We start from the raw sequence: 25,747 nt of genomic DNA, 5'->3' as shown, positions 1-25,747 counted from the left end.
AGGGCCATGCCGAGAAAGCCCTGAAACGTTACGCGCTGCGCTGGACCGCAGAAAACATGCATCAGGCGCTGAAATCCAGGGGCTTTTTTCTCGAAAGCACGCACCTGACTGATCCCAGTCGGGTCTCCACGCTCCTGGCCGTGGTCGCACTGGCCTTCGTATGGTGCTGTTTGGTGGGAGAGTTTGAGCAGCAGCGTGACCCGTCACGCTGCCTTCGACACGGCTACCCGCCCAAAAGCCTCTTCAGACGTGGCCTGGATGCCCTTCGCGCCGTGCTCACCAAGCCCAACCGTGGGCTTGCACACGCGTTTCCCGACTTCCTCGCCACTTTTGACCCCTAGAGAGTACCGGCCACACGCCACAAGCCCCCCCGCCTATCCTTTCCCCATGCGCCTGCACCTCATCACCGTCGGAGAACCGAAGCTCGCCTACGCGAAAGCGGGCTGGGACGAGTACGCCGGGCGGCTGGGCAGATACCACCGGCTGCGGGTGACGCGGGTGACGGGCAAAACCCAGGCCGCCGAGAGTGAGGCGGTGGCCAGGGCAGCGGGCAAGGCCCCGCTGGTGCTTCTCGACCCACGAGGGCGGCAGTTCAGCAGCGAGGGTCTGGCCACCTTCCTGGAGGCCGAGGCGGTGGGCGGCACGGGCGAACTCGCCTTTGCGGTGGGCGGGCCAGACGGCCACACCGACACGCTGCGGGCGGGGGCGCGGCGGCTGTGGAGCCTCGGCGAGCTGACGCTGCCCCACGACCTCGCCATGCTGGTGATGGTCGAGGCGCTCTACCGGGCGTCCACCATCACGGCGGGAGAGCCGTATCACCGGGGGTAGGGGGCTTGTCGCGTGTGGCTTGTGGCTTGTAGAGGAAGGGGGGAGACGTTCCGGGACGCCTCCCCCCTTCCTTCTTTCTCCACACGCTACAGGCCACAAGCCACAGGCTCAAACGTGCTGCACCGCAAATCGCAGCCCCAGCTCCTCGGTGTCCGGGTTGGGGTCCTTGCCCGCGACGAGGGCGTATCCGGCCCGCTCTGGGGTCAGCCACTCGCCCGCTACCCGGCGCAGGTCGCCAAGGGTGACGGCAAGAAGGCGGGCCTTGTAGGCCTCCTGCACCTCCGGGGTGTAACCGGCCTGGTCGCCGAAAAAGCGCAGGCGTCCGGCGGTGTCGGGGCTGGTGAGGGGGTCGAGGGTCTTGCTGGCCCCCAAGATGGCTTCGGTCAGCTCGCGCTCGCCGAGGTCGCCCGCGAGGAAGTCCGGCACGCCCCGGAACACCCCGTAGGTGCGGGCGATGTGGGGGTCGCGGTAGCTGCTCATGGTGAAGACGCCAGCCCTCGCATCAAACCCGGCGGCTCCGCCATACGCGCCGCCCTTCTCGCGCAGTTCGGGCAGCAGGTACTCACTCCTGAGCAGGCGCGAAAGCACCAGCAGCGCGGGGCTGTCCGGGTGGGCATAGGGCACGGTCTGCCACGCGACCGCGTTAAAGGCGACGGGCGAGTCGGTGAGCCGCGCCTGCGGGCCACCCGCGAGGGGGCCGAACTGGGGACGTCCCACCGGGTCCCCCGCCCCGAAGAGGTCCGTGAGGGGACTGAGGTCGAGGGCCATGTCCTCCGGGGTGGCAGTCAGGCACAGCAGCGCCTCGCCCCGCCGGATGAGGTCGCGCAGGCGGGCAAAGCGCGAGAGCAGGGCGTCCACCTCGGCTTCCCCGCCTTCCACGATGCGCGTGAGGGCGGCGAGGGCCGTCAGACCGCTGAACTCCTCCTCGATGCGGGCAGCGGGGCTGACCTGCGCCGCGGCGAGGCGCTCGGCGTAAGCGGCCCCCGCGTTCACCACGCTGGCCTTGAGGCCCGCCAGCCGCTGCTTGAGGAGCTGTTCCAAGCGCTCGCGGGTGAACTCCGGCGCAGCCAGCAGGTCGCGCAGCACCTCCACCAGCGCCGCCCCGTTGCGCGAGAGGGCCTTGCCGCCGAGGGTCAGCGAGAGCCGCAGCGCCCCCAGGTCATCGGGCGGCCCGCCCACGCCCACGCTGGCGCTCACGCCACCCGTCACGGCCTCGATGCGGCGGGCCAGCGCGAGGTAATCCTGTCCGGCGGCCCCGCTGCGGGTGACCGCGTAGGCATAGAGGGGGAGGGTCCCCAGGAGGTCTTCGGGCACCTCCGGCAGCCGCACCTGCACGTCGAGGTACACCAGCCCGCCCGTGGGCTGTGGCACCCGGCCCACCAGCGCCCTCCTCACCCGCTCGGTGTCATAGGGCACCCGCAGCACAGTGGCGGGCACGTCCGTCAGGGTGAGGGTGGGGAGCACGCTGGGGTCACTGGGCTGCTCCTGCAGCGCCTTCAGGCGCAGGCTCTCGGCGACGATGCGGGCGCGGTCTTCCTCCGTGAAGTCTTGGCTCAGGCGCGCCACGAGTTCGCGCTCGCGCTCCTCGCTGCGGGCCATCTCCTCCGGGTCGGGGCGCAAGACCAGGGTCACGCGGTGGGGATTTTCCAGCAAGTCCCGCTCGATCATCGGCTCGAAGACGCGCCCGGCGGAGAGGTCCTCGCGCAGGCGCGAGAGCTGGGCGTCCAAGCGCAGCCCGGTCACCGGGTCGCCGCCGTAGAGCCACGGCCCCAGCAGGCGGAACATCACCTGGAGGGCGTAGGGGAAACCGCTGTTGGACACCTCGCGCTGGCTAATCTCGAACTGGTGCAGGCTGCTCTCGATGAGCTGGGGGTCAATCCCGGCGGCGGCAATCCCGCGCAGGGTCTCCAGCACGAGCGCCTCGACCTCGTCGGCTCGGTCCGCGCTCAGGCCCTTGAGTCCGGCGGCAAAGGCCCCCTCGCGGTAAGAGTCGCGGTAGCCGCTGAGGTCGGCCAGGGCGCTGCCCAGCCCCGACTCAATCAGGGGCCGGGTGAGGGGCGCGGCGGGGTTTCCCAGCAGCACGTCACTCAGCACGCTCCAGCGCAGGTTGAGGTCGGGGTCGGTGGAGTGCCCCAGCTTCCAGGCCACGAGCACCTGCCCGCCGCGCTCGACATCGGTGCCGGGGTAGGTCACCTCGATGCGGCGCGGGGCACTAAAGGTCGGCTGGTCGGGAATGCTGACGTCCAGCGTCTGGGGGCTGAACTGGGACATCACCTGCGTTTCAATCTCGTCCAATACCCGCCGCAGGTCGAGGGTCCCGTAGGTGTAGAAAAAAGCGTTGCTGGGGTGGTAATGCGCCGCGTGAAAGGCCCGCAACTGCTCGTAGGTGAGGTCCGGGATATGTTCGGGCGAGCCGCCGGAGTTGTTCGCGTAGGTGAGATCGGGGTAGAGGGCCGCCCCCAGCGTCCGGTACAGCACCGCGCCCGGCGAGGCCATCGCGCCCTTCATCTCGTTGTAGACGACGCCCTGAAGCTTCAGCGGGGTCGTGGGGTCGTCCGGCGTCTCGAACTCAAAGCGGTGCCCGTCTTGCCGGAAGCTCTCGTAGCGCATGAGGGGAAAGAAGGTTGCGTCGAGGTACACGCCCAGCAGGTTGTAAAAGTCGCGCTCGTTGCGGGTGGAAAAGGGGTAGGTCGTCCAGTCGCTCGCGGTCATCGCGTTCATGAAGGTGTTCAGCGACCGGGGCAACATGGCGAAGAAGGGGTCGGCGACCGGGTACTTCTGGCTGCCCATGAGGACGACGTGTTCGAGGATGTGCGCGACCCCCGTCGAGTCCTGGGGCACCGTCGGAAAGGTCACCCCGAAGGCGAGGTTGTCGTCCTCGCGGGCGACGTGGGCGTGCCGGGCACCCAGCTCGTGGCGCAGCAGCACCAGCGTGCCCCCCATCTCTGGCAGGCTTTCGACGCGCTCGACGGTATAGCGGCCCAGGCGGTCGCCGGGGGCAGGCAGGGCAGGACGGGGGGTGACGGTCATGGGGGAAGTCTAGCGCCGCCCTCCCCCAAAGCTGACTCGCCACCCCGACCGTCCTCATCCCGGCCCGCTACACTCCCCCCATGCGACAAGTCACCTCCGCGAGCGTGCTGCTGCTCGGCACCCTGGTGCTGGGCGCGTGCGGCGACACGCTGCCCACCGGGACGGGCGCGACGGGCCTGCGCGACGCCCTCTCCTTTGCCACGCCCAGCTTGCCCGTGGCCTACGCGGGCGAGCGCTACGACGCGCCCCTTACCGTAACGGGCGGCGCGGGGCCATACACCCTGCGCCTCGCGTCGGGCACGCTGCCCCCCGGCGTGACCCTCAGCGGAATGCGGCTGACGGGCACCCCCACCAAGACGGGCGCGTACACTTTCACCCTGGAAACCGCCGACGCCAACCTCAGCAGCAAGGTGCGCGAGTACACCCTCAATGTGAACGAGCTGCCCCCGCTGGCCCTGAAGCCCCAGTTGCCCAACGGCGAGCTGCGGGGCGAGACGCGCATCCCCCTCACCATCACCGCCCCGCGCACGGTCCGCGCCGCCCGCGTGACCTGGGAGCTGCCCGAAGGGGTGACGGTGACCCGCGTGCAGCCCGCCGACGCCGCCGGGGTGCTGTTTTGGAAGGTGGCAGGCCGCACCCTGACCGTGGACCTGGGCTTTAAGAGCGTGCCCGCCAACGGCACCCGCGTCGCGCTGATTGGCCTCAAACCGCAGAAAGTCGTCAAGCTGGACGCGGCCCGCTTCGCGTTCGAGGCGCGGGATGGGGCCGGCAAACTGCTCGCCGAGCAGAAGCTGCCCGCCCCGGCCCCAGCCCCGTCCACACCGCCCGCCACCAACCCGGCGACCCCACCGAACCCCACCACGCCCACCGCGCCATCCACTCCCACTCCCCCGGCCACCCCCGGCAGCGGGGGCGGGCAATGAAGCGGGCGCGGACGCTGCTGGCGGCGCTGGCGCTGGGGGCCGCGCCGCTGCTGGCAGAGGCAACCACGGCACCGACCCTCCCCCTGACCCAGCAGGCCCGCAAGGCAACGGTCATCGTGCGGGCCACGCTGGGGACCCCCACCCGCGTCACCGAGGAGGGCGTGACCTGGGTGGTTTCTCCCCTGACCGTGTCCGAGGTCGTCGCGGGCGACCCCGCGACCCTGCCGCAGCGGGAGGGCCAGCCCGCGCTGTACGTGCTCGCGGGGCTGGAGGGCGTGCCGGAACTCCGCGCCGGACAGGAGGGCTTTTTCCTGCTGTATGCGGGGCGGATGGACAGCCCGTTCGTGGGCTTCTCGCAGGGCTTCTATCCCATCGTCAACGGGAAGGTCACCCGGCCCGGTCCTGCGGCCGAGACGGCTGCCACGAGCAGCACGGCAACCACGCCTGAGACAACGACGCCCACTGCTCCGGCGGCGACCGGAACCACGACCACGGGAACGGCGGGCACCCCCCCTCCGGCCACCCTTCCTGCCGACCCCAATGCCTTTCCCACTGACCCCGCCGCCTTCCGGGACGCGCTGCGAGCGGCGCGGGGGGGCCAGTGATGCGGCGGGTGGGGGCGCTGGCCCTCGCGCTGCTCGCGGGCATGGCGAGCGCGGCGAGCGTGAAGCTGCGGCCCCAGGGCGCGGAGCTGACCCGTGCGGTCGAGGCCGCACTCGCGGCCATCAGCACGCCGGAAACCCCGGTCACCCTGGATACGAGCGGCGGGCCGCTGCTCGTGCTGGGGGGCACGGTGCCCTTCAACCCCGACGTGGCCGCCCGCACCCTGACCCTGGGGGGCGAGCGCCGCATCGAGTTCAACCCGCAGGGGCCGCTGCCCCTCGCCGAAGCGCTGCGGGCTGAGCTGACTCGCGAACTCGGCCTGCGGGAATGGACCCCCGCCGCCGCCCGCGTGCGCCTCAGCGGGGCCGACCTCAATGGCGACGGCACCATCGACCTCACCGACCTTGCCCTCCTCATGAACAACTACGGCAAGACGGGCGCACTGGCGGGCGACCTCAACGGTGACCGCCGGGTTGACGACGCGGACGTGCGGCTGTTCTCGGCGCAGTATCGGTTTTAGCCGGCAGCGGTCAGCTTTTAGCCATCAGCTTTTTTGCTGACGGCTCACCCTGCTACCCTGCCCCCATGACGGGGGAGACGCGGGACACCATCGACCTTCAGGACTTTCTGAAGTGGCGCGGCTTGGTCGAGACGGGCGGCGAGGCCAAGTTCCGGGTACAGGGGGGCGAGGTGCGGGTGAATGGGGAGATCGAGACGCGGCGGCGCAGGAAGCTGCGGCGGGGCGACGTGGTGGAGTATGCGGGCGAGCGCCTGCGGGTGGAGTGGTGACGGGCGAGGCCGCCTGGCGGGAAGCCCTCCTCGACTTCCGCCGCCGCAAGGACGCCCACTTTGCGGCGGGCCGGGGGCCGATTGGAGCGGAAGCGCTGGCCGACTTTCACGGCCTGAGCTACTTCGACCCCGACCCCGCCTGGGCCTTTGTCTTGCCTGTCGAGCCAGGCGACGGCGGCGAGGTCACCCTGGCGACGAACACGGGCGAAGACCGCCTGATGTCCCGCTTCGGGACGGTCACGCTGCCGCTGCCGAGTGGCCCGCACCGCCTCACCCTCTTCGCGCCCCCCGGCGACGAGGCCCCGGCGCGGGTCTTTGTGCCCTTTCGCGACGGCACCAGCGGGGGGGAAACCTACGGGGCCGGGCGCTACCTCGACGCGCCGCTCGCCCGCACGCCGGAGGGATGGCGCGTAAGCCTTGACTTTAACCTCGCCTACCACCCCTACTGCGCGTACGGGGACGGCTGGACCTGCCCGCTGCCCCCGCGGGAGCACTGGCTGCCCGTACCGGTGCGGGCCGGAGAACGGCTGCCGACCACCGAGCAGCCTTGACTCAGGGGGCCGACTCTGGTCCCCCCACCCAGCCCGGCTTCGGCCACAGCCGCAGGTTGGCGGGTCCGGCCACGTCGCGCAGGTCCACCGGACCGTAAGCGCGGGAATCCAGGCTCTCCCCTATCAGGCGGTTGTCGCCCAGCACCCAGACCTTGCCGGGGGGCACCCGCAGGGGCGGCTGGTCGCTGAGGACGCCATCATTGACGTAGCTTTCGGCGAGCACGCGGCCATTCACGACGACCTGCCCGTCCCGAATGGCGACCGTCTCGCCGGGGAGGGCCACGACGCGCTTGACGTTGTAGGGGCGGTAGCGCAGGCCCAAGCGGGTGGCAAAGCTGTAGGGGCTGTCAGTGGGGGCCTTGAAGATGAGCAGGTCGCCGCGCTGCGGGTAGGGGGTGGGCCAGCCCCAGGCCCGCATCCAGCGCGGGTACTTGAGGAGCAGCAGAAGGTCGCGGTTGTGGAGGGTCGGCTCCATCGAGTGGCCGTCCACCCGCGCCAGGGTCGCCCCGAAGGTGGTTGCCAGCCACACCGGAAGCAGCGCCCCCAGAATCCAGACCCGTCCGACCTCGCGCCACCCGCCAGAGGCTCGCGGGGAAGGGGCGGGCGGCGTCACGTCCGGCATCCTAGAGCATTCGCGCTCCCCGGCTGCCTCCTTTACGGCACCTTTATCTTCTGCGCGATTGGGCGAGGGGGGCCGTTACTCTGGCGCGCATGACCGCTCAGGAACTCATTGTCGAGAAGTACCACGAGGGTGGGGGCACCCCGGCGCAGGCGGGCAAGATGGTCCGGGTCCACTACACGGGCACCCTGCAGAGCGGCCAGAAGTTTGACTCCAGCCGCGACCGGGGCGAGCCTATCGAGTTCCCGCTCGGCGTGGGCTACGTCATCCCCGGCTGGGACCAGGGCATCGCACAGCTCCGGGTGGGCGATAAAGCTCGGCTAACCATCCCCAGCCACCTCGCGTACGGGGCGGCGGGCGTCCCCGGCGTGATTCCGCCCCACGCGACACTGATTTTTGACGTGGAACTCGTCGACGTGAGGTGAAGAGAGCGGCCAGCTTCCAGCGGCCAGCAGGAACAAAGCTTCAGCGAGAGCTTGTGAGGCTGGGAGCTGGCCGCTGGAAGCTACTTACTGGGTCGAGTCTTCGTTCTCTTCCAGCGTGCTCCCCATCTGACCGATGGGGTCACCGTCTTCCAACTTCATGTTTCCCTGCTCGTCGAGGCCGCCCGTCCCCTCGTAGCCGAGGTCAGGGTTGCCGGGGCTGTCTTGCACCACCCCGGACTGCTGCGAGGTCGGATAGGTGGATTGGGTTGCGCTCTGGGAGTCGGTGCTGCGCTGTTCCTGCGGGAGGTCAGTCTGTTCGTCGCTGCGATGTCCGGTCATAGGGGCACGCTAGGCCGGGGCGGGGGCGGACGCATGTGCCGGGGGTAAAGCGGGGTTTACGGGGCTACAATCGTTCTACACATGTCCAGATTGCTTGTCTTGCTGACTGCGGCGCTCGCCGCTGCCCCGGCCCTGGCCCTGGCCCAGACGCCCGCTCCCGCCCCCCTGCCCCTCCTCGCGCAAGCGGCTCAGCCTGCCGCCCAGCCCATTCCCGCGAAGGTGCTGCGGGTGCGTTACGTCCGGCCCGACGGCCAATATGCGGGCTGGGGCCTTCATGTGTGGGAGGACACCACCGCTCAGGTCGAGTGGAGTAAGCCCCTTGCCCCCACCGGGCAGGACGCGGGCGGCCTGTACTGGGACGTGCCCCTCAAGCCCGGTGCCCGCAAGGTCGGCTTTATCGTGCACAAGGGCGACACCAAGGACCCCGGCCCCGACCAGTTCGCGGACCTCTCCCAGGGGCGCGAGGTGCTCGTCCGGAGCGGCAAGGCGGAGCTGACCTACCTCGCGCCGGAAGCGCCCATTCCCGCCGGCAGCGCCCGCGTGAACTACTTCCGCCCCGATGGCCAGTACGCAGGCTGGGGCCTGCACACCTGGGGCGACGTGAAGACCCCGACCGAGTGGGCGCGGGCGCTGCCTCCGACGGGCACGAACACTTTCGGCGTGTACTGGGACGTGCCCATGAAAGACGGCTGGCAGAAGCTGAACTTCATCGTGCACAAGGGCGACGAAAAGGACCCCGGCCCCGACCAGAGCCTCGCGCGGACGGCGGGGAATCAGGCCTGGGTCGTGAGCGGCAAGAATGAGGTCTATACCACCCGGCCCGACACCAGCGTGCGGCAGGTGGGCGACCTGCAAAAGCAGCAGGCCATCATGGTGGGCGCAGACCTCGTGGCGGTCAGGCCCGACCTGGTGCAGCCCGGCGCGTTCCTGACCCTGCACACCTCGCCCACCGCCGCCCTCAAGCTCACCCCGGCGGGCGTGGAGGGCGGTGAGACGCTGACCCTGCTGCCCGTGGAGGGCGGCCTGACCCCGGCGCTGCGGGCGCAGGTGCCCCACCTCGCCGGATACGCCCTGCTGCGGGTGCGCGAGGAAGACCGCCCCCGCCTGGGCGCGGCGCTGCGCGGGCAGCTCGCCGTGAGCAGCGCCCTGCCCGACGGCACCCTGCTGGGGGCGACGGGCGTGCAGCTCGCCCGCGCGCTGGACGCCCTGTACGCCTATGACGGGCCGCTGGGGGTGACCTGGGCGGGGGGCCGCCCCACCCTGCGGCTGTGGGCACCCACCGCACAGGACGTAAAACTGCGCCTCTCGAACGCAGACGGCAGCAATGAGCGCACGGTGGCCCTCACCCGCGACGCGAAGGGCGTCTGGAGCGTGACGGGCGAGCCGAGCTGGAAGGGCCTGGGCTACCGCTACGAGGTGCGCGTGTTCGCGCCGAGCACGGGCAAGGTCGAGACCAACCTCGTCACCGACCCCTATGCGGTGGCCCTGAGCACGAACTCAGTGCGGGGCATCCTCGCGGACCTGGATGACCCGGCCCTCAAGCCGCGGGGCTGGGACACCCTCAAAAAGCCGGAGCTGGCGAGCGTCTCTGACCTCAGCCTGTACGAGCTGCACGTGCGCGACTTCAGTGCGCTGGACCAGACGGTCCCGGCCCCGCAGCGCGGCACCTACCTCGCCTTTACCCAAAGCGGGAGCGCGGGGATGCGGCACCTGAGGTCGCTGGCCGACGCGGGCCTCAAGGCCGTCCACCTGCTGCCCACCTTCGACATCGCCACGATTGACGAGAACAAGGCGAACTGGAAAGCCCCCAGTCCCGCCGACCTCGCGGGGCTGCCGCCCAACAGCGACGAGCAGCAAAAGCGCGTGGGAGCCACCCGCGACCAGGACGGCTTCAACTGGGGCTACGACCCCTATCACTACACCGTGCCGGAGGGCAGCTACGCCGTGAACCCCGCGCAGCGCACGCTGGAATACCGCTCGATGGTCGCGGCGCTGAACGGAGCCGGGCTGCGGGTCGTGCAGGACGTGGTGTACAACCACACGAACGCCTCTGGGCAAGCCGAGCGCAGCGTGCTGGACAAGATTGTGCCGGGGTACTACCACCGCCTCAACCTCGACGGGGCGGTCGAGACGAGCACCTGCTGCGCGAACACCGCCTCCGAGCACCGGATGATGGAAAAGCTGATGATCGACTCGCTGCTGACCTGGGCGCGGCAATACAAGGTCGACGGCTTCCGCTTCGACCTGATGGGCCACCACATGCTCGTCAACATGCAGAATGTGCGCCGGGCGCTCGACAGCCTCACCCTGCAAAAAGACGGCGTGGACGGCAAGAACATCTACGTCTACGGCGAGGGCTGGGACTTCGGGGAGGTCGAGAAAAACAAGCGGGGCGTGAACGCTTCTCAGCTCAACCTCTACGGCCAGGGCATCGGCACCTTCAACGACCGCATTCGGGACGCGCTGCGGGGCGGAAACCCCTTTGGCGGCCTCCAGGACCAGGGCTTTGCCACGGGCCTCTTCACCCTGCCCAACGGCCTGCCGCAGAACACCGACCGGGCGCGGGCACTCGCTATGGCCGACCTCGTGCGGATTGGCCTGACCGGGAACCTGCGCGACTACCGCCTGACCAACGCGGCGGGTGTGGCGGTCGCGGGCAAGGACCTCTCCTACAACGGCGCTCCCGCCGGGTATGCGGCCAGCCCCCGCGAGACGATCAACTACGCCTCGGCACACGACAACCAGACCCTCTGGGACGCGGTGCTCCTCAAGGCCCCCCGCACGGCCACGACCGCCCAGCGCGTCCGCATGAACAACCTCGCCGTGAGCGTGGTGGGGCTGGGGCAGGGCATTCCCTTCTTCCACGCGGGCGAGGAGCGGCTGCGCTCCAAGAGCTTCGACAATGACTCCTACAACAGCGGCGACTGGTTCAACGCGATTCGCTGGACGGGCGCGGACAACGGCTTTGGCCTGGGCCTCCCGCCCGCCGAGAAAAACGAGGGCAACTGGCCGCTGTACCGCACCCTGCTGGGTGACGCGTCCTTGAAGGTTACCCCCGCCGACGTGGGGCGGGCCACCGACCACTTCCGCGAGACGCTTCAGATTCGGAACAGCTCCAAGCTCTTCCGGCTGGAGACGGCGGCGCAGGTGTCCCAGGCCCTCAGCTTCCTGAACACCGGACCGAACCAGACCCCCGGTGTCATCGTGATGAAGCTCAGCGGGCAGCCCGGCCAGGGCCAGCCGTACCGGGACATCGTGGTGGTCTTTAACGGCAGCGGGCAGGCCGTGAACTTCACGCACGCCAGCCTGCGGAACCTCAAACTTGACCTGCACCCGGTTCTCGCCCGGTCCAGCGACCCGGTGGTGCGCGGGGCGAAGGCGCAGGGAGGCACGCTGAACGTCCCCGCGCTGACGACGGCGGTGTTTGTCGGGAAGTAGGAGAGCCGTCCCCCTTCAGCTCTCAGCCTCAAAAGCCTCAGCCCCCGCTGGGGCTTTTCCCCTGAGAGCTGAAGGCTGATAGCTGAGAGCTGATAGCCCTCACCTGCTACCTTCCCCCCATGCCCCCCCTCCCCGTGATTCTTGACGGTGACCCCGGCCTTGACGACGCCATCGCGTGGCTGCTCGCGTTCGCCAGCTCGGAAGACCTGGATGTGCTCGCGCTGACCACCGTTCACGGCAACGTGGGGCTGGACCGGACCACCCGCAATGCCGGGGTGACGCTGGCGCTGGCGGGGGCCGACGTGCCCGTGTATGCGGGGGCCGAGCGCCCGCTGTTGCGCGACCCGGTGACGGCGGCGCGCGTGCACGGCGAGACAGGCCTCCCCGCCGCCGACCTGCCGGAGCCGCGGCGGGGGCCGGAAGCCGAGCACGCCGTGAACTTCCTCGTGCGGGCGGTGCGGGAGCGGCCCGGTGAGGTCACGCTGGTCGCGACCGGCCCGCTGACGAACCTGGCCCTCGCCTTCCGGCTGGCCCCCGACCTGCCGGGCAAGGTGCGCGAGGTCGTGTGGATGGGCGGCAGCACGGGCGGCGGCAACCGCACCCCTTCGGCCGAGTTCAACGCGCTCGCCGACCCCCACGCGGCGCACATCGTGCTGACGAGCGGGGCGCGGGTGCGGATGTACGGCCTGAACGTGACCATGCAAGCGGTCGCCACGCCGGAGCGGGTGGAGCGGTTGCGCGGGCTGGGCAACCGGGCGGGCCGGGTCAGCGCCGAGCTGCTCACCTTCTACGCGGGGGTCTACCGCGAGCGCTACGGCCTGAGCGGTGGAGCGCTGCACGACCCGCTCGCGGTCGCCGCCGCCATCCGCCCAGAGCTGTGCCGGACGCAACCCATAAACGTGCAGGTCGAGACGCACGAGGGCCTGAACTTCGGGCGGACAGTGTGCGACGTGTACGGGGTGACGGGACAGCCCGCGAATGTGGAGGTGGCGGTGGAGGTGGACGACGGGGCCTTGTTTGCGCTGCTGCTGGAGCGGGTGGGACGGCTGGGGTGAAGGCTCAGCCAGGGAGGCAGCCTGGCGATGAGGCCGCACCCCGCAGGCGTCCATCCCGCAACTCCACCACCTGTTCGGCTGCCGCAGCCGCCTGAGCGTCGTGGGTCACCATCACGACCGTTCCCCCGCCCGCATGGTAGGCCGACACCAGGTGCAGGATGCGCTCGCGGTTAACGGGGTCCAGGTTTCCGGTGGGTTCGTCCGCCAGCAGCACCTGCGGGGTTTTGACCAGGGCACGGGCCAGGGCAACCCGCTGGGCTTCCCCGCCCGACAGCTCCGGGGGCAGGTGAGTCAAGCGGTCTTGTAACCCGACCTGCTCGAGCGCGGCTTCTGCCCGCGCCCTCCTTTCATGCTGAGGCACACCAGCAATCTCCAAGGCCAAGACGACGTTGGCCCGGACATCGAGGTCTGGCACCAGGCGAAAGTTCTGGAAGAGAAACCCGATGCTCCTAGCCCGAATTAGGCTTTGCCGCTCGTCCGAAAGTGAGCTGACCTCTTCGCCGTTGATTCGGTAACTCCCCGCGGTCAGTCGGTCCATCAGCCCCAGGATGTTGAGCAGCGTCGTTTTGCCCGCTCCAGAGGGTGCCCGGACCGCTGTGAAGCTGCCCGGAAGAAAGCTCCAAGAGCAGCCTTGCAAAATGTTCAGTGGTCGGCTGCCCAGTTGATAGGCGTAGTGCGCGTCACGCAGCTCCAGCATCACGAGGCCTCCCGGTAGGTGCGGTCGATGGCCGCATCTCCGAGCCTACGGGTCACCGCCCACAGGCTGAGGCTGCCGCTGACCAGCAGGACCACCGCCGTGCCCGCGCTCAGGAGCGCCGTCAACCCCAGCGTCGCGTTTTTCCACAGCAGGGCCAGCGCGACGCCGGTCAGGGCCGCGCTGCCCAGCACCGTCAGCAGCGTGCGGCCCAGACGGCGGCGGACACCGGCAACGGTCAGGCCCAGCAGCCGCCAGATGCTGATTTCCCGTGCTCGCTGGGCGAGAACCAGATGCAGAGCCGCCAGATAGGTGGCGGTCGCCAGTGCGAGTCCTCCGGCGAGCAGTCCCGCCAACCAGAGCAAGGAACCCTGCACGCTGCGCGTCAGGTCCAGCGCGTACTGCGCGGGACGGTAAAACTCCAAGGCCTCGCCACCCGGCTGAGCGCGGATGTGGGTTTGGACGCTCGCCTGCTTCTCCGGCGGCACCTCCCGGAGGAGCAGGGCACTGGTGCCCAGCGGCGAGAGAAACAGCTCATCGGTGGTCAGGGTGGGCGTCTCTAATCCAGGTGCAGTCCAGGGCAGAAAGAGGCCCGCATCATAAAACTGCATGTCGGCAAACAGACTGGCCGTGCTATGGGGCGGCACTTCGGCCACGCCTACGACTCGGTAGCCTTGCAGCAGCGTACTCCCCAGGCCAAGCGTCGGTGCCCCTCGCTGCAGCTCACGCAACGTCGTGAGGTTCACCACGGCCTCGCGCTGACCGTCACGGGGCCAGCGTCCCTCGCGCAGGTGAAGCTGGAGAATGGGCGCGTCCTGCGGCCTAAATCGGCCCAGGCTGGACCAGCGAGGCTCGTCCGGGCGGAGGTCTGGCGGCCAGAGGTCGACGCGGCTCCATCCCACCGGCACGCACGCCGTCTGCGCGGGGCAGCTCGTCACCGTTGGGACGCGCCGGGCCGAAGGCAGCGTCATGGCGACCAGAGTGTTCGCCCCCAGTCCGCGCACCACGGCACCCTGTTCGAGCCACAGCCTCGCCGCATCTGCCCCCAGGAGGGGAATGCCCGCGACCAGCAGCACCGTGAGTAGCGCGGGCAAACTCCAAGCCGTCCACGACGAACGCCGCTCCAGCCCAGGGCGTCCCAAAGGCACGTGCCGCAAACTCAGGCCCAGCCACGCCGTCAGCGCCAGGCCCGCCCCGCAGACCGCCAGCCAAAGCAGCAGCGCAGGTTTCCCCGGCAAGCTGAGCCTCCCCGTGAGGCTCAGCAGCAGGGCCAGCGCCGCCGCCGCTCCTGCGCCCCAGAGCCAACGCGACAAGCTCAGGCGAACCCATGCCAGCAAAAAGGTCCGTTCGGAGCGCCCCAGCATACGCTCGACGCGCAGGCGTTCGCGGCGGCGGTACCAGGACAGATGCAAGCGGGCCAGCAGCGCCATCAGAAGCAGCATGAGGGCCAGCACGGTCATCTTGCGCTGAAGGTGGGCGCGGGCGTGCTCCATATAAAGCGTCGCCCGACTCAGATAAGCCGAGAGCGGCGTCGCCTCATACGACAAGCCGAAAGCACGCTGAGCAGCGCTTTTCCATCTTTCGGCGTCGCGGCCCGCGGACGCGGCCAGCACCAGGGTGGGAATCTGGTCGGGCCGCAACGTATTCAGATTCTGCACTTCCAAAACGGTGGTGTCGCCCATCACGGCGGCAATCCAGGGAATCGCCACCTCTCCAGTGACACGCAGCCCTCCGCCCCTTTCCTGGAGCCGCGTGCCTACCGGATAAGGCCCAGCGGCGAGACTCAAGACCTCACGAGAACCGGTGGGAAGGTGTCCCCGCCACAACTGCACCACGCCCAAGCCGACCAATGAGGCAGAGATGGGCAAGCGCGGCTGCTGACCGCTTCTGGATTCCTGAGCGGCCCAAAAGCCCAGCGCTCCGGCTTTTTCCAACCGAGCCAGCGCCGCTTTCGCCGCGCCGTCCTGTTGCCCCGACGGAAAGCCCTCCGGTTTCAGAACCACTGCCCCCCGTGGATAATCGGGCCGCGCCTCCAAGACCCGTTGCCCCCGCAAAGGCTCGCCCAAAAGCAGGAACACCAGCAGCAAAGACAGCCCAACCAGTCCATTGCTGACCCACAACTCAGCGCTTTGCTGACAAAGGCGGTTCACAGCTAGAGGGCCTTTCCAAGGACAAGATTGGGACACGAGCTGAGATTTTTTGTATGTGTCTCGAAAAAGTTCATCCACTCACCATTCGCGAGCAAAGGGGGGAGGTGTGGTAGTTCATTTCCTCAGAGGAGGCTCCCAACAAGCAGTCGAGGAGGCCAAGTGCCTCCTCAAGAGGTCGACTTGGCCTCCTCCTTCGAAAGCATTTAGCAACTGCCGCAGTCGCTTGCTTGAGTGGCCGAGGAAGTATTACACGTACCATCCGGATTATTGGTATAGTAGGTTACCCTTTTCCAACTATACTTGTCCAACCAGAGGAACCCACAGCGCCCACAACCAGTTTGAACCACGTAACCTGAGCATCCAGCGCTTGCTAACGGTGAGACTGCAACGAGAAGCGCAGCTACGGCAACCATCTTTCTCGCCAGCGTCATCATGACTCCTCCTTTTGCAACCATACGGGCCAAATCCCGCAGAGTCACCAATATTTTGAAGAGGCTAATAATTTATTTATAGCCCGATACTGTAGGTCAAAATATTGCCTCCCATCAACTTTGAGCGCCAAGAAGGGGACAACACCTTGAAACTGCCCTCTCTTAAGGATGTACGCAGAGGGAAAAGTCCTTATATTCCAACCCCTAAATAGAACTGAGCGCTCCGGGGTATCTGTTTTAGGGTCACTGACATAAACAATGCCGCCTTCATCAACACTCACCCTGAATGTGTTCTGGTCTGCTTTGATAAAAACAATGCCATAGCCCGCCTTTTTCCATGATTTGACATACTGCGTGGCAGCGGATTCCCAGGGTTCGCAAATGGAGCAGCTTGGGCTGGAGAAAAAGACGAGAGCAGTCTCCTTTTCCAACTCTTTTTTCAAGGGAAGGGCCAGCTTCTGATATTCGCCCGGTATCTTGAGCCTTTCGCCCACCTTGACCGGATTCTCAAAGCTCCTCGGAGAATTCTTCAATGCGGGCTGTTTTGTATTCGCAACCACTTTGTAAAGCCTGTCCGTGTCCAGGCCTATCGTATTGTCGGAATAAAGAACTTTACGGTTGCCATCGATCAAAAAAGCGTAGCCAGCCCTATGAATACCTATACTCTCCAAAATCTTTCGAATCGCCGCTGTCTTATTGGAGGCAGCGTCCAAAAGAATGACTCGCTTGTCAAACTCATCGACAGCATTCATGTCCAGAGGAGACAGAATGTCCTCGTCTGGACGATAGATGACGTGCACAAGCTGGATAGAATCTTCCAGCCGACGATGTAAGGCTTTCACTTGCGGCGCAAACTCACTGCCAAAGGTCACCAGGGTGAGCGTGCTCTTGAGGGGCTTTTCATACCCAGGAACGGGTGGGATGTCAAGAGCAGGAAGAGTTTTCCCAGGTTCAAGTGGAAATAACGTCCGGGATTTTTCGAAGTCTTTGATCAACCCTTCAATGGCCCGTTCTACAGCGACGTGGTCATTGGGCGTCCCTGTGGCCTGCGCTCCTCTTTCTGTTTGGCGAAGCACCCATCCCCCAGCACCAGCGCCCAGGGTGCCGAGCGTCAATACTAGAGGCAGCCAGCGCCGAGAAGGTGATTGGAAAGCCGTAAGGTCTTTCATAGACTTCCTGGTCATCCGTTATCCTTGGCCGGGAAGATAATAAATCCAACGCACGCTTCGGATTCTGTTTTTACACTATCTCTCCCACCGCTTCGCTTCCTACCTAGCTTAGGAAAACGTCCAAGCCCCTACAAGGGGGCAACCAGCTCAGGCGACATAGGGGATTTTCCCCATTCGCGGGTCAATCGACCGATAGGTCTCTTAAGTGGTGAAGCGAGAGGTAATAAACCACCGCTTGGCAGCGGCCATTGATATGCAACTTCTTCAGAACGCTGGCAACTTGATTGCCGATGGTCTTCTCGGACCTTCCCAGTTGCCGGGCTATTCTTTTGTCGCTGTACCCGGCCACCAAGTACCTGAGAATCCGCCGTTCCGCCCCGCTCAGGCAGGACTTCACCTCTGGACCATGGTAGAACCGCTCGCCAGCAGCAGCACGCTCTAAGCCACGCTGCACCTCCTCAAAACTGTGGCCTCCAGCCAGGACGGCTACTGGTCCGGCATCGCGCAGGTCGAGGAGGTATTCCGGACACGGGTTGTCGGTCAGCACCAGCGTGGGTTGCTCCTCAAAGCTCCCCCGATGGGCAAAAGCGAACCCAGACGGGGCGTCAACCAGCAAGTGCAACCGCAGAGGACTGGTGAAGCCAGAGAGCGTCAGCCCTCTTTCTATCTCCGCAGCCAATGCCGGGGTTCCGCAAATGACCTTCACGTTGCCAACCATCATCTCCAGTCTCCTCAACCTCGGTGTCCTCGGCAGTTTAATCGTTAATCGTCTCTGGAACCGCCGAAATCCCGGCGTCGCGCGTCCAAGCTGGGGCAAAAGGGCCTCAGCCATCCGCCTCCCCCACCCGCAGCGCCACCCGCTCGCACCCCGGCAGGCGGTAGGCGTTGAGTAGGCGGGCGGGCAGGTCCGCGATGACATAGGGCACCGGGTAGGCGGCCAACCGGGCATCCGCGTCGCTGGGCCAGGCCGGGCCGCGCGGGTGGCTGTGATAGAGGGCAACGAGCGTCTGCCCGCCGAGCTGCATCGCCCGCAGCGCCCGCAGCAGATGGCCGGGGTCGGCGAGGTAGGTGCGCTCTGGGTCGGGCGCGATGTTGGGGAGGGGATAGAGGGCGGCGGCGTGAGCTGCTCCTCCCCGTGCATGGCCGCCAATGGCCCCCACACACTCGCGCGGGGCCTCGCGCCGGGCATGCGCCCACAGCGCGTCCGCGAGGGCGGGCGGCAAAATCAGGGTCACATCCGGCATTATCCCTGCCCCGCCCAGGAGAAAGCCCTTCACGGCCCCGTCATAGGGGAGCAGGGCAAAAAGCGGCGCTGGGCGCGGGGGGGCGGTGGGCCGGGGGTGGGCTACACTGCGGGCTATGGCGAAGGCTCGTGCAAAAACGGCTCCTCCCCCCAGTCGCTTTGACGGGGAGGCGCTGGGCCTGGTGCTGTTCGCACTGGGGATCTTTTTGGGGGTGACCCTGCTGCTGCCGCAGTTTTTCACGGGCGGCGGCATCATGGCGCAGACGCACGGGGCGCTGACGGGGTGGCTCGGCTGGGGCGCGGCCCTGCTGCCGCTGGTGCCCGTGTGTTACGGGGTCCTCGTCTTTCTGGGCCGCGACCTGCGGGGCCTAACCCGGCGGGTGCTGGGCGGCGCGGTCGTGGTGGCGGCCCTGCTCGCCCTGCACGAGGTCTTTGTGCCGGGAGCTGCTGGAGCGGGAGCGGCGCGGGCCATGGCCTCCCTCATCGGGGCGCTGAGCTACGCCGCTGCCCTGGTGCCGCTGGTGCTGCTCACGCTGGGGGCCGAGGTCATGCTGCGGCTGCCGCCTTTGACGCTGCTCAAGGGCTTTTTCCGGGGGGTCAGCGTGGTGCTGGGCGCGGCAAGCACCAGGGTGCAGGGGCTGATAGAGGCGCGGCAAGACGGGCGCGAGGCGGCGCGGGCACGCGGCGAGCTGCGTCAAGCGCTCACCGCGCAGGCCCGCGAACTCGAAGCGCTGCGCCGACTTTACCCGCAGGCTCAGGTTCTGCGCGACCAGCAAGAAGAGCTTCGGGCCGCTGCCCGTGACCTGCGCCGCCAGGACGAGGCAGGTCTCAAGGGACTGGCGGGCGACCTGAAAGCCTGGCGCGAGGTCACCACCACCTTTGTGGGCAACGCTGCCCGCGACCTGCGGGCCGAGGTCGCGGCGGAGGCCCCCGACGCCGGGGCGCAGGCCGAGGCCGCCGCGAACGAGGTCCGGTCCGGACGCCACGAGCTGTGCGTGGAGCTGCCGGGCACCCTGGCGAGCGGGGCGCTGGAGCGGCTGCGGCGCGGGCTGGTGACCGACCTGCAACGGCTTGCCGCCCGCGCTGGCAAGCTAGAGCGCGAGCGGCAGGCCGCCGAAAAGGCCCTCGCCAAACCGGGCGCGGGGGTGCTCGCCCGCGAGCAGGCCGCGCACCGCGAGCGGGCGAAAGCCTGGCGCGAGCTGGCCGAAGACTTCACCACCTGGCGGGGCCGCGAGCGGCACTACCCCGGTTGGCCGGACCTCGCGGCGGCGTTTGACCGCGCCCCCACCGAACTCGCGGCGGCCCTCGCCGAGGCGCTTGCCAGCGACCCGGACGGCACCCTGGCGGACCAGGCAGGCTGGCGCTCCCGGCTAGAGCGAGCGCAGCAACAGGCCCTCGAACGGGCGGCGGCGATGGCGGTCGGCGCAGTCCCGGCCACCGCGCTGGCCCCCACCCGCCCGGACCCGGAAGCGGCCCTGGCCCCCACTCCCACCCTCGACTTTGACTTCACCCGCCCAGAAGCTGAGCCAGAAGAAAAGGGCCGGGAGTCGGCAGAGGCTCCCGTGCCACTCCTCTCCCCCAGCGTGACCAAGGCGCTGGAGGCAGCACCCGCCGTGCTGCTGGGCACCGGGACCGATGGGGGTGGGGGTGGGGTGCGGGCCGCGCCTCTCCGCCCAGCCCCGCCACCCCAGCCAGAAGCCACGCCCGCCGCCCCCTGGGAGAGCGCCGAGCCAGAGCGCCGCCGCCCCGTCCCGGCGAAGGGCGCGACGGACCTCGCGCTGCCGAGCTATGACCTGCTCGACCCCATTCCGGTGGGGACGGTCAACCCGGCGGCGTTGCAGGTCGGCGCGCAGCAGCGGGCCGCCGTGATTGACCAGACGCTGCGGCACTTTGGCCTCCAGGCGCGGGTGGTGGATTTCGCGCGGGGGCCAACCGTCACCCGCTACGAGATTGAACCTGCCCCCGGCGAGAAAATCAGCCGCATCGCTTCTCTCGCCAATGACCTCGCCCGCGCCCTGGCGGTCGGTGGGGTGCGGGTCGAAGCCCCGGTCCCCGGCAAGAGCGTGATCGGGCTGGAGGTGCCCAACCTGGAGCGCGAACCTGTCACCTTTCACCAAGCGGCGGCGGCCCCCAGCTTCCGGCAGACGCGGGCCAAGCTGCCTGTCATCCTGGGCAAGAGCATCGACGGCGAGCTGATGGTCGGCGACCTCGCCAAGATGCCGCACCTCTTGATTGCGGGGTCAACGGGGTCAGGCAAGTCGGTGTGCGTGAATACCCTCATCACCAGCTTGCTCTACCGCTACCTGCCCACCGAGCTGCGCTTTCTGATGGTCGACCCCAAGATGGTCGAGCTGACCCCTTACGACGGGATTCCCCACCTCGTTCGACCGGTGGTGACCAACCCGATGGATGCGGCGGGCGTGCTGCTCGGCGCGGTCGCGCACATGGAGCGGCGCTACAAGATGATGAGCCAGGTCGGGGCGAAAAACCTCGAACAGTACAACGCCAAGATGCGCCAGGTCGGCGAGCCGGAGTTGCCGCACCTCGTCATCATCATCGACGAGCTGGCCGACCTGATGATTACCTCGCCCAAGGAGGTCGAGTCCGCCATCATGCGCCTGGCGCAGATGGCCCGCGCCACCGGGATGCACCTCGTCCTCGCCACCCAGCGCCCCAGCGTGGATATCCTGACCAGCCTGATTAAGGTGAACGTGCCCGCCCGCATCGCCTTTGCCGTGAGCAGCAGCCACGACTCGCGCACCATTCTGGACAGTGTGGGGGCCGAGCGCCTCACCGGGATGGGCGACATGCTGTTCTACCAGCCGGGCCTGATCAAACCCGTGCGCTTGCAGGGGCCGTATATCTCGGAAGTTGAGTCGGCCCGCATCGCCGATGAGCTGCGGCGGCAGGTCTTTGATGACGCCTTTGCCGAGGCCTACGGCCCAGACTTTGACGGGGCACCGGAGGCGAGCGGTCCCGGCCCGGATAAGGCCACCATGGACTTTTCCGACCCGCTGTTGCGGCAGGCCGCCCTGATTTGCATCGAGGAGGGACAGGGCAGCGTCTCGCGGCTTCAGCGCCGGCTGTCGGTGGGCCACGCCCGCGCGGGCAAGCTGATGGACATGCTCGAAGCGATGGGCATCGTCTCCAAACATCAGGGCAGCAAGCCCCGCGACGTCCTCATCACCGAGGCCGACCTTCCGGACTACTTTGGGCGCTGAGCGGCAACTCTGAAACTTTCATGAGAAGTCGACCAACCTTGGTCGCCCTTTCTTTTAGAAGATATGGGGGAAAGGTTACCAAGGTTGCGTTTCGGGGCGGCGTGTAGAACATTGAAGAGCGGACCAGCCTTTCCAAACCCTATTTCCGAGGTGATGTCATGAAAAAGCAGACCAGCCTGCTCACACTCAGCCTGATGCTCGCCACCCCCGCGCTGGCGGGCGGGGCGGGGGCGCCCGCCGCCCAGAACCCCGCGACCTGCCGCACCATCGCGCAAATCGTCTCCAGCGACGCGCAGTTCAGCACCCTGCTGACGGCAGTCGAGGCCGCCGGGCTGACGCAGACGCTCGCGAGCGGCCAGTTCACGGTCTTTGCGCCCACCAACGCAGCTTTTGCCAAGCTCCCCAGCGACCAGCTCGCCATGATTCTTAACGACGAGGAGATGCTGCGCAGCGTGCTGCTCTATCACGTTGTGCCCGGCAAGGTCAGCTCGGCGCAGGTTCGCAGCCTGCGCAGCGCCCGCACCGCTCAGGGGGCCACCGTGAACGTGCGGGTGATGAATAACCGCGTGATGATCAACAACGCCGCCGTGACCCGTGCGGACGTGGCGGCTTGCAACGGCGTGATTCACGTCATTGACACCGTGCTGGTCCCGCCCGCTGCGCCGTCGGCGGCCATGCCCGCTCCAGCTCCCGCCCCGGTGGTGAGTACGCCCGCCCCCGCCGCGCCCGTGACGAGCACCCCGGCGGTGACAGCCCCTGCTGCCTTTGACATCCGCAACATCCCCGCCGTGCCGCTGACCGGGCGGACCACGACAAGCACGACGACGACCACGACGACCACCTCCACCGAAACCACGACGAGCACCGAGACGACCGAGATGGAGACCACGGTCGCCACGAACACCCTGTATGACGTGATTGTCGAGGACGACCGCTTCAGCACCCTGCGCGACCTGCTGAGCGACGCGGGTCTGACCGAGACGCTGACGACGGGCGAGTACACCATCTTCGCCCCCACCAACGAGGCGTTCGCGGCCCTCGATGACGAGACGCTTGCCAGCCTCGCCGCCAACCCCGAAGTGCTGCGGCAGGTGCTGCTCTACCACGTGGTGCAGGGGCGCCTGACTGCCGAGCAGCTCGCGAGCGGCACGTCCCTGAACTCGGCTCAGGGTGCGTCCCTCACGCTGAGCCGCGACGGAACCATGCAGATGGTTGGAGAAGCGACCGTCTCCGAGACGCTGAGCACGGCCAGCAACGGCACCATCTTCGTGATTGACCAGGTGCTGCTGCCCCCCGGCCTGACCATTCCCGCCGCCGAGATGGTCGAGGAAGCCCCTGCCACCGCCGAGGCGACCACCAGCACGACGACCACGACCACGACGACCACCACCGCCACGGCGACCACGACCCCGGCGGCGGGGAGCCTCGCGGCCTTTGTCACGACGGACGCCCGTTTCAGCATCCTCGCGGAGCTGATTCGGATTGCGGGCCTCACCGAGACGCTTTCCAGCGGCGAATACACCCTCTTTGCGCCCACCAACGACGCCTTTAACGCGGTGCCCGCCGCCACCCTGACGGCGCTGCGCAGCGACCCGGCCCGGTTGCGGCAGGTGCTGCTCAACCACGTCATTCGTGGCCGCGTGACGGCCACCGCGCTGGCGGGCAGCCCCAACCTCACCAACCTGGGCAACGTGCAGCTCCCGCTGACCCGTCAGGGCAACGTCACCCGCGTGGGCAACGCGGCCATCCAGGGGGCGGGCATCGCCACCTCGAACGGCACCATCTACATCATCGACACCGTGCTCATTCCCGCCGGGCAGTAATCCCACCAACCCCGCCGCCCGCCCCGTGCGGGCGGTTTTGCATGGACAGCGGGCAGGGCGGGCACGCTACACTCGCGCCCGTGACGAGGCAGCGTGGGAAGACGGGAACGGGGGCCTTGGTCCTGCTTGCCCTGCTGGGCGTGGGCGCGGCGCAGGCCCGCCCGGTGGCGGTGGGGGGCAAGGTGCAGGCGGCGGCGGTGGAGACACGGACCCTGCCGGGGGGCAGCGAGGCGCTCGCGGTCTGGACGCTCCCCCGGCTGGGGGTGGCCGTCCGCAATGACCCGCAGGACCTGCGCCTGAGCTACGGCGGGCGCGAGCTGCGGTACGCGCCGGGAGTGGGCTGGCGGGCGGCAGGCTTCACGCTGCCGGGGGGAACAGCCCTCGCCGCGCCGGGGAGCCTCGGCCCCAGCCTGTACGTCCCGCTCGCGGCCCTGCGGCTGCTGGGAGTGCCCATCACGGCGGACAGCCCGGCGCTGTTGGGCTTTGCGGCCCCCGCCAGCATGCCCCAGGAGACACTGCCCCCCTCCCCCGACTTGCCCCCGCCCGCCGAGACGGTCCCGGCTCCGCCCACCCTGCCCCCGCTCGCGAACCTCGACACCGTGCGGGTGGGGCGCTCGCTCTACCGCACGGTGGAGGTGCAGCGGGTCGTCCTCGAACTCAGCGGGGTGGCCCCGCACAGCGTGGTGCGCGGGGCAGATGGCCTGACCGTGGTGCTGCCCCGCGTGACCGCTACGCCGTCTCAGACCGAGCTGCCGAGCGGCGACTTGCTGCGAATAGAGCCGGGAGAAGACGGCGTGCGGGTGCACCTGCGAACGGGCCGGGGCACCAGCGAACTCTTTACCCTGGAGAGTCCCTACCGGGTGGTCATCGACACAACCACCCACCTCGACCCCCGCGTACCGCCGCCCGTGAATCCGGAGGCGCTGCCGCAGGGCGTGACCTACCGGACGCGGGCGGGCGGGCTGCACCTGCTGAGCTTTGACCCGGCCCGCTTTCAGCCCAGGGTGGTGACGGCCCCGCTGGGGACCGCGCAGGACGTGGCCGCGCTCGTGACCGCGGCGGGGGGCGTAGCGGGCGTGAACGGCGGGTACTTCGACCCCGCGAGCAGCCTTCCGGTGGACCTGGTGGCGGTGGGGGGCCTGCTGACGGCGGGCAGCCTGGAAAAGCGGGCGGCGGTGGGCTTTACCGCGCAGGGCACGCCCCTCTTCGGATATCCCCGGCCCCGTTACGTCGTCAGCGGCGACTTCGGGAGCCTCACCGTGAATGCGGTGGGCGCGAAGGTGCGGCCCACGCTGCTGACGGCCTTTCTGGGCGACGGCGCGACGCGGGTGGGGGCCGAGGGCCTGAGCACCCTCTGGACCGAGGAGGGCCGGGTCAGCCGGGTCGTCTCCGGGGCCGCCGTACCGCCGCGGGGAGTGCTGGCGCTCACCTTCGACCCGGCCCGCTTTCCCGCCCTGCCGCGCACGCTCGGCGCGCGCCTCTCCGTCTCGGTCAACTGGCAGGCCACCGACGCCCCCTGGGAACGGGTGCAGGACGCCCTGGCCGCCGGGCCGCTGCTGGTGCGAGAAGGCCGAGTGGTCCTCGACCCGCAGCGCGAGGCCTTTGACACGGGCGCGAGCATCTGGCGGGCCACCCGGCAGGTTGCCTTTGGAGTGCTGGAGGGCCAGCCCACCGTCGCCTATCTGGAACACGGCACGCCCGAAGCGTTCGCGGCGGCTCTGGCGGGGGCGGGGGTGCGCGACGCCGTGCGGCTGGACAGCGGGTCAAGCGCAACCGCTTATGTCAAGGGAGGGGGCTACGGGGGGCTGGGGGGCTACCTCAACACGGTCTGGAGCCGCCCGGTCCCCAACGCTATCGTGTTCGTGCCCAAGGTGACCGGGGCGCGGAACTATTGATTCCGGCATGAGTTAGGGACGAGCGGTAGACTCAGGAGGTGCTGCGCGTCTGGCGACCCTCGAAACTGACCCGTGACCAACTGGAAGAACGGCGGCTGTATGCCCAGCAACTCCTCGCCACAGGCGAGGTCAGTTCCAAGGCCATTGCGGAAACGCTCGGCGTTTCCGAGAGTACGGTCCGCACCTGGAAACAGCGTCTCCGGGAGCGAGGCAGCCTCCAGGCTACCCGCGCCTCTGGGCCTCCACCACGTCTGAGTCCCGAACAGCGCACTCAACTGGGGGAGCTGCTGCGTGCAGGACCGCTGGCGGCAGGCTACCCCGATGCGCGCTGGACAACCTCCCGCGTGCGGGAGGTGATCGGAGCGTGCTTCGACGTGTGGTACCACGCCGATCACGTCAGGAAGTTGCTTCACCAGCTCGGGTTCAGCCCTCAAAAACCAGAACAGCGTGCTGTGGAGCGGGATGAACAAGCCATCCAGACCTGGGTCGAGCAGACGCTCCCCAGGTTGGAAAAAAAAGGT

The 25,747-nt window shown here is 68.3% G+C and carries 21 protein-coding genes and 1 pseudogene; 14 read left to right on the top strand and 8 right to left on the bottom strand.

Features of this window, described 5'->3' with window-relative positions; genetic code table 11:
- Positions 1-341, top strand: a pseudogene (locus tag H565_RS14770) (IS4 family transposase); the annotation flags it as partial.
- 46 nt (positions 342-387) lie between these two features.
- A complete protein-coding gene (locus H565_RS0108080; RefSeq protein WP_027460597.1) occupies positions 388-828 on the top strand; it encodes a 23S rRNA (pseudouridine(1915)-N(3))-methyltransferase RlmH in 441 nt (146 codons plus the stop codon).
- A gap of 108 nt (positions 829-936) precedes the next feature.
- On the opposite strand, the gene H565_RS0108075 is transcribed toward H565_RS0108080, so the two are convergent.
- Positions 937-3,858, bottom strand: coding sequence for an insulinase family protein (locus H565_RS0108075; RefSeq protein ID WP_027460596.1), 2,922 nt, complete (start codon positions 3,856-3,858; stop codon positions 937-939).
- An 80-nt stretch (positions 3,859-3,938) separates the two neighbouring features.
- Here H565_RS0108075 and H565_RS0108070 point away from each other — a divergent pair, with 80 nt between their 5' ends.
- From H565_RS0108070 to H565_RS0108050, 5 genes are all read left to right on the top strand, one after another.
- The gene (locus H565_RS0108070; protein WP_027460595.1) at positions 3,939-4,781 is read left to right on the top strand and encodes an Ig domain-containing protein; all 843 of its coding nucleotides are present in this window, start codon (positions 3,939-3,941) and stop codon (positions 4,779-4,781) included.
- Positions 4,778-5,386 carry a hypothetical protein gene (locus tag H565_RS0108065; protein ID WP_027460594.1) on the top strand — a complete coding sequence of 203 codons (609 nt, stop codon included), beginning with the start codon at positions 4,778-4,780 and terminating at the stop codon, positions 5,384-5,386. The genes H565_RS0108070 and H565_RS0108065 overlap by 4 nt, the downstream gene beginning before the upstream one ends.
- Positions 5,386-5,904 carry a hypothetical protein gene (locus H565_RS0108060; RefSeq protein ID WP_027460593.1) on the top strand — a complete coding sequence of 173 codons (519 nt, stop codon included), beginning with the start codon at positions 5,386-5,388 and terminating at the stop codon, positions 5,902-5,904. The genes H565_RS0108065 and H565_RS0108060 overlap by 1 nt, the downstream gene beginning before the upstream one ends.
- 65 nt (positions 5,905-5,969) lie before the next feature.
- The gene (locus H565_RS0108055; protein WP_027460592.1) at positions 5,970-6,173 is read left to right on the top strand and encodes an RNA-binding S4 domain-containing protein; all 204 of its coding nucleotides are present in this window, start codon (positions 5,970-5,972) and stop codon (positions 6,171-6,173) included.
- Complete coding sequence (locus H565_RS0108050; protein ID WP_027460591.1) at positions 6,170-6,724, top strand: DUF1684 domain-containing protein; 555 nt, start codon at positions 6,170-6,172, stop codon at positions 6,722-6,724. Before H565_RS0108055 ends, H565_RS0108050 begins: the two co-directional genes overlap by 4 nt.
- A 1-nt stretch (position 6,725) precedes the next feature.
- Here the strand turns inward: H565_RS0108050 and lepB are convergent, their stop codons facing one another.
- The gene (gene lepB / locus H565_RS0108045; RefSeq protein WP_027460590.1) at positions 6,726-7,346 is read right to left on the bottom strand and encodes a signal peptidase I; all 621 of its coding nucleotides are present in this window, start codon (positions 7,344-7,346) and stop codon (positions 6,726-6,728) included.
- Positions 7,347-7,435: 89 nt separating this feature from the next.
- Here lepB and H565_RS0108040 point away from each other — a divergent pair, with 89 nt between their 5' ends.
- Entirely contained in the window at positions 7,436-7,768 is a 333-nt protein-coding gene (locus tag H565_RS0108040; protein ID WP_027460589.1) for an FKBP-type peptidyl-prolyl cis-trans isomerase, read from the top strand.
- An 84-nt stretch (positions 7,769-7,852) separates the two neighbouring features.
- Here the strand turns inward: H565_RS0108040 and H565_RS0108035 are convergent, their stop codons facing one another.
- A complete protein-coding gene (locus H565_RS0108035; RefSeq protein ID WP_027460588.1) occupies positions 7,853-8,107 on the bottom strand; it encodes a hypothetical protein in 255 nt (84 codons plus the stop codon).
- Positions 8,108-8,188: 81 nt separating this feature from the next.
- On the opposite strand from H565_RS0108035, the gene pulA reads away from it, so the two are divergent.
- Together pulA and H565_RS0108025 are read left to right on the top strand one after the other, a co-directional pair.
- Entirely contained in the window at positions 8,189-11,545 is a 3,357-nt protein-coding gene (gene pulA / locus H565_RS0108030) for a pullulanase-type alpha-1,6-glucosidase (protein WP_027460587.1), read from the top strand.
- Positions 11,546-11,664: 119 nt separating this feature from the next.
- Positions 11,665-12,600 (top strand): nucleoside hydrolase, encoded by a 936-nt coding sequence (locus H565_RS0108025; RefSeq protein ID WP_027460586.1) that lies wholly within the window; start codon positions 11,665-11,667, stop codon positions 12,598-12,600.
- A 4-nt stretch (positions 12,601-12,604) separates the two neighbouring features.
- Here H565_RS0108025 and H565_RS14765 read toward each other — a convergent pair whose 3' ends face one another.
- From H565_RS14765 to H565_RS0108005, 5 genes are all read right to left on the bottom strand, one after another.
- A complete protein-coding gene (locus tag H565_RS14765) occupies positions 12,605-13,297 on the bottom strand; it encodes an ABC transporter ATP-binding protein (RefSeq protein WP_051363489.1) in 693 nt (230 codons plus the stop codon).
- Positions 13,297-15,297, bottom strand: a complete 2,001-nt coding sequence (locus H565_RS0108015) for a hypothetical protein (protein WP_157468926.1) — start codon at positions 15,295-15,297, stop codon at positions 13,297-13,299. Before H565_RS0108015 ends, H565_RS14765 begins: the two co-directional genes overlap by 1 nt.
- A gap of 622 nt (positions 15,298-15,919) precedes the next feature.
- Complete coding sequence (locus H565_RS16360) at positions 15,920-17,044, bottom strand: thioredoxin domain-containing protein (RefSeq protein ID WP_157468925.1); 1,125 nt, start codon at positions 17,042-17,044, stop codon at positions 15,920-15,922.
- Between the two features lie 181 nt (positions 17,045-17,225).
- Positions 17,226-17,765, bottom strand: coding sequence for a LuxR C-terminal-related transcriptional regulator (locus H565_RS14760; RefSeq protein ID WP_051363488.1), 540 nt, complete (start codon positions 17,763-17,765; stop codon positions 17,226-17,228).
- 103 nt (positions 17,766-17,868) lie between these two features.
- The gene (locus H565_RS0108005) at positions 17,869-18,288 is read right to left on the bottom strand and encodes a M67 family metallopeptidase (protein ID WP_027460584.1); all 420 of its coding nucleotides are present in this window, start codon (positions 18,286-18,288) and stop codon (positions 17,869-17,871) included.
- Between the two features lie 115 nt (positions 18,289-18,403).
- On the opposite strand from H565_RS0108005, the gene H565_RS0108000 reads away from it, so the two are divergent.
- The 4 genes from H565_RS0108000 to H565_RS16700 form a co-directional block, all read left to right on the top strand.
- Positions 18,404-21,508, top strand: a complete 3,105-nt coding sequence (locus tag H565_RS0108000; RefSeq protein ID WP_027460583.1) for a DNA translocase FtsK — start codon at positions 18,404-18,406, stop codon at positions 21,506-21,508.
- Between the two features lie 158 nt (positions 21,509-21,666).
- Positions 21,667-23,331, top strand: coding sequence for a fasciclin domain-containing protein (locus H565_RS0107995; RefSeq protein ID WP_027460582.1), 1,665 nt, complete (start codon positions 21,667-21,669; stop codon positions 23,329-23,331).
- An 80-nt stretch (positions 23,332-23,411) separates the two neighbouring features.
- Positions 23,412-25,226 (top strand): phosphodiester glycosidase family protein, encoded by a 1,815-nt coding sequence (locus H565_RS14755; protein WP_245576194.1) that lies wholly within the window; start codon positions 23,412-23,414, stop codon positions 25,224-25,226.
- A 41-nt stretch (positions 25,227-25,267) separates the two neighbouring features.
- Positions 25,268-25,747 (top strand): IS630 family transposase (locus H565_RS16700; protein ID WP_211232125.1); only part of this gene is annotated, 480 nt, incomplete at its 3' end.

Source organism: Deinococcus murrayi DSM 11303 (genome assembly GCF_000482805.1).
In the GTDB taxonomy this organism is placed as follows: Bacteria; Deinococcota; Deinococci; order Deinococcales; family Deinococcaceae; genus Deinococcus; species Deinococcus murrayi.
Note: the sequence above shows the minus strand (reverse complement) of the source record. Positions and strands in the feature narration are given on the sequence as shown.

Bases quoted from the DNA above. Each gene is read 5' to 3' on its own strand.
- H565_RS0108000 (WP_027460583.1), top strand. From the start codon at position 18,404: ATGGCGAAGGCTCGTGCAAAAACGGCTCCTCCCCCCAGTCGCTTTGAC.
- H565_RS16360 (WP_157468925.1), bottom strand. From the start codon at position 17,044: ATGAAAGACCTTACGGCTTTCCAATCACCTTCTCGGCGCTGGCTGCCT.
- H565_RS0108035 (WP_027460588.1), bottom strand. From the start codon at position 8,107: ATGACCGGACATCGCAGCGACGAACAGACTGACCTCCCGCAGGAACAG.
- lepB (WP_027460590.1), bottom strand. From the start codon at position 7,346: ATGCCGGACGTGACGCCGCCCGCCCCTTCCCCGCGAGCCTCTGGCGGG.
- H565_RS0108060 (WP_027460593.1), top strand. From the start codon at position 5,386: ATGCGGCGGGTGGGGGCGCTGGCCCTCGCGCTGCTCGCGGGCATGGCG.
- H565_RS0108055 (WP_027460592.1), top strand. From the start codon at position 5,970: ATGACGGGGGAGACGCGGGACACCATCGACCTTCAGGACTTTCTGAAG.
- pulA (WP_027460587.1), top strand. From the start codon at position 8,189: ATGTCCAGATTGCTTGTCTTGCTGACTGCGGCGCTCGCCGCTGCCCCG.
- H565_RS0108070 (WP_027460595.1), top strand. From the start codon at position 3,939: ATGCGACAAGTCACCTCCGCGAGCGTGCTGCTGCTCGGCACCCTGGTG.
- H565_RS0108040 (WP_027460589.1), top strand. From the start codon at position 7,436: ATGACCGCTCAGGAACTCATTGTCGAGAAGTACCACGAGGGTGGGGGC.
- H565_RS0108025 (WP_027460586.1), top strand. From the start codon at position 11,665: ATGCCCCCCCTCCCCGTGATTCTTGACGGTGACCCCGGCCTTGACGAC.
- H565_RS0108065 (WP_027460594.1), top strand. From the start codon at position 4,778: ATGAAGCGGGCGCGGACGCTGCTGGCGGCGCTGGCGCTGGGGGCCGCG.
- H565_RS0108005 (WP_027460584.1), bottom strand. From the start codon at position 18,288: ATGCCGGATGTGACCCTGATTTTGCCGCCCGCCCTCGCGGACGCGCTG.
- H565_RS14760 (WP_051363488.1), bottom strand. From the start codon at position 17,765: ATGATGGTTGGCAACGTGAAGGTCATTTGCGGAACCCCGGCATTGGCT.
- H565_RS14765 (WP_051363489.1), bottom strand. From the start codon at position 13,297: ATGCTGGAGCTGCGTGACGCGCACTACGCCTATCAACTGGGCAGCCGA.
- H565_RS0108080 (WP_027460597.1), top strand. From the start codon at position 388: ATGCGCCTGCACCTCATCACCGTCGGAGAACCGAAGCTCGCCTACGCG.
- H565_RS0107995 (WP_027460582.1), top strand. From the start codon at position 21,667: ATGAAAAAGCAGACCAGCCTGCTCACACTCAGCCTGATGCTCGCCACC.
- H565_RS0108075 (WP_027460596.1), bottom strand. From the start codon at position 3,858: ATGACCGTCACCCCCCGTCCTGCCCTGCCTGCCCCCGGCGACCGCCTG.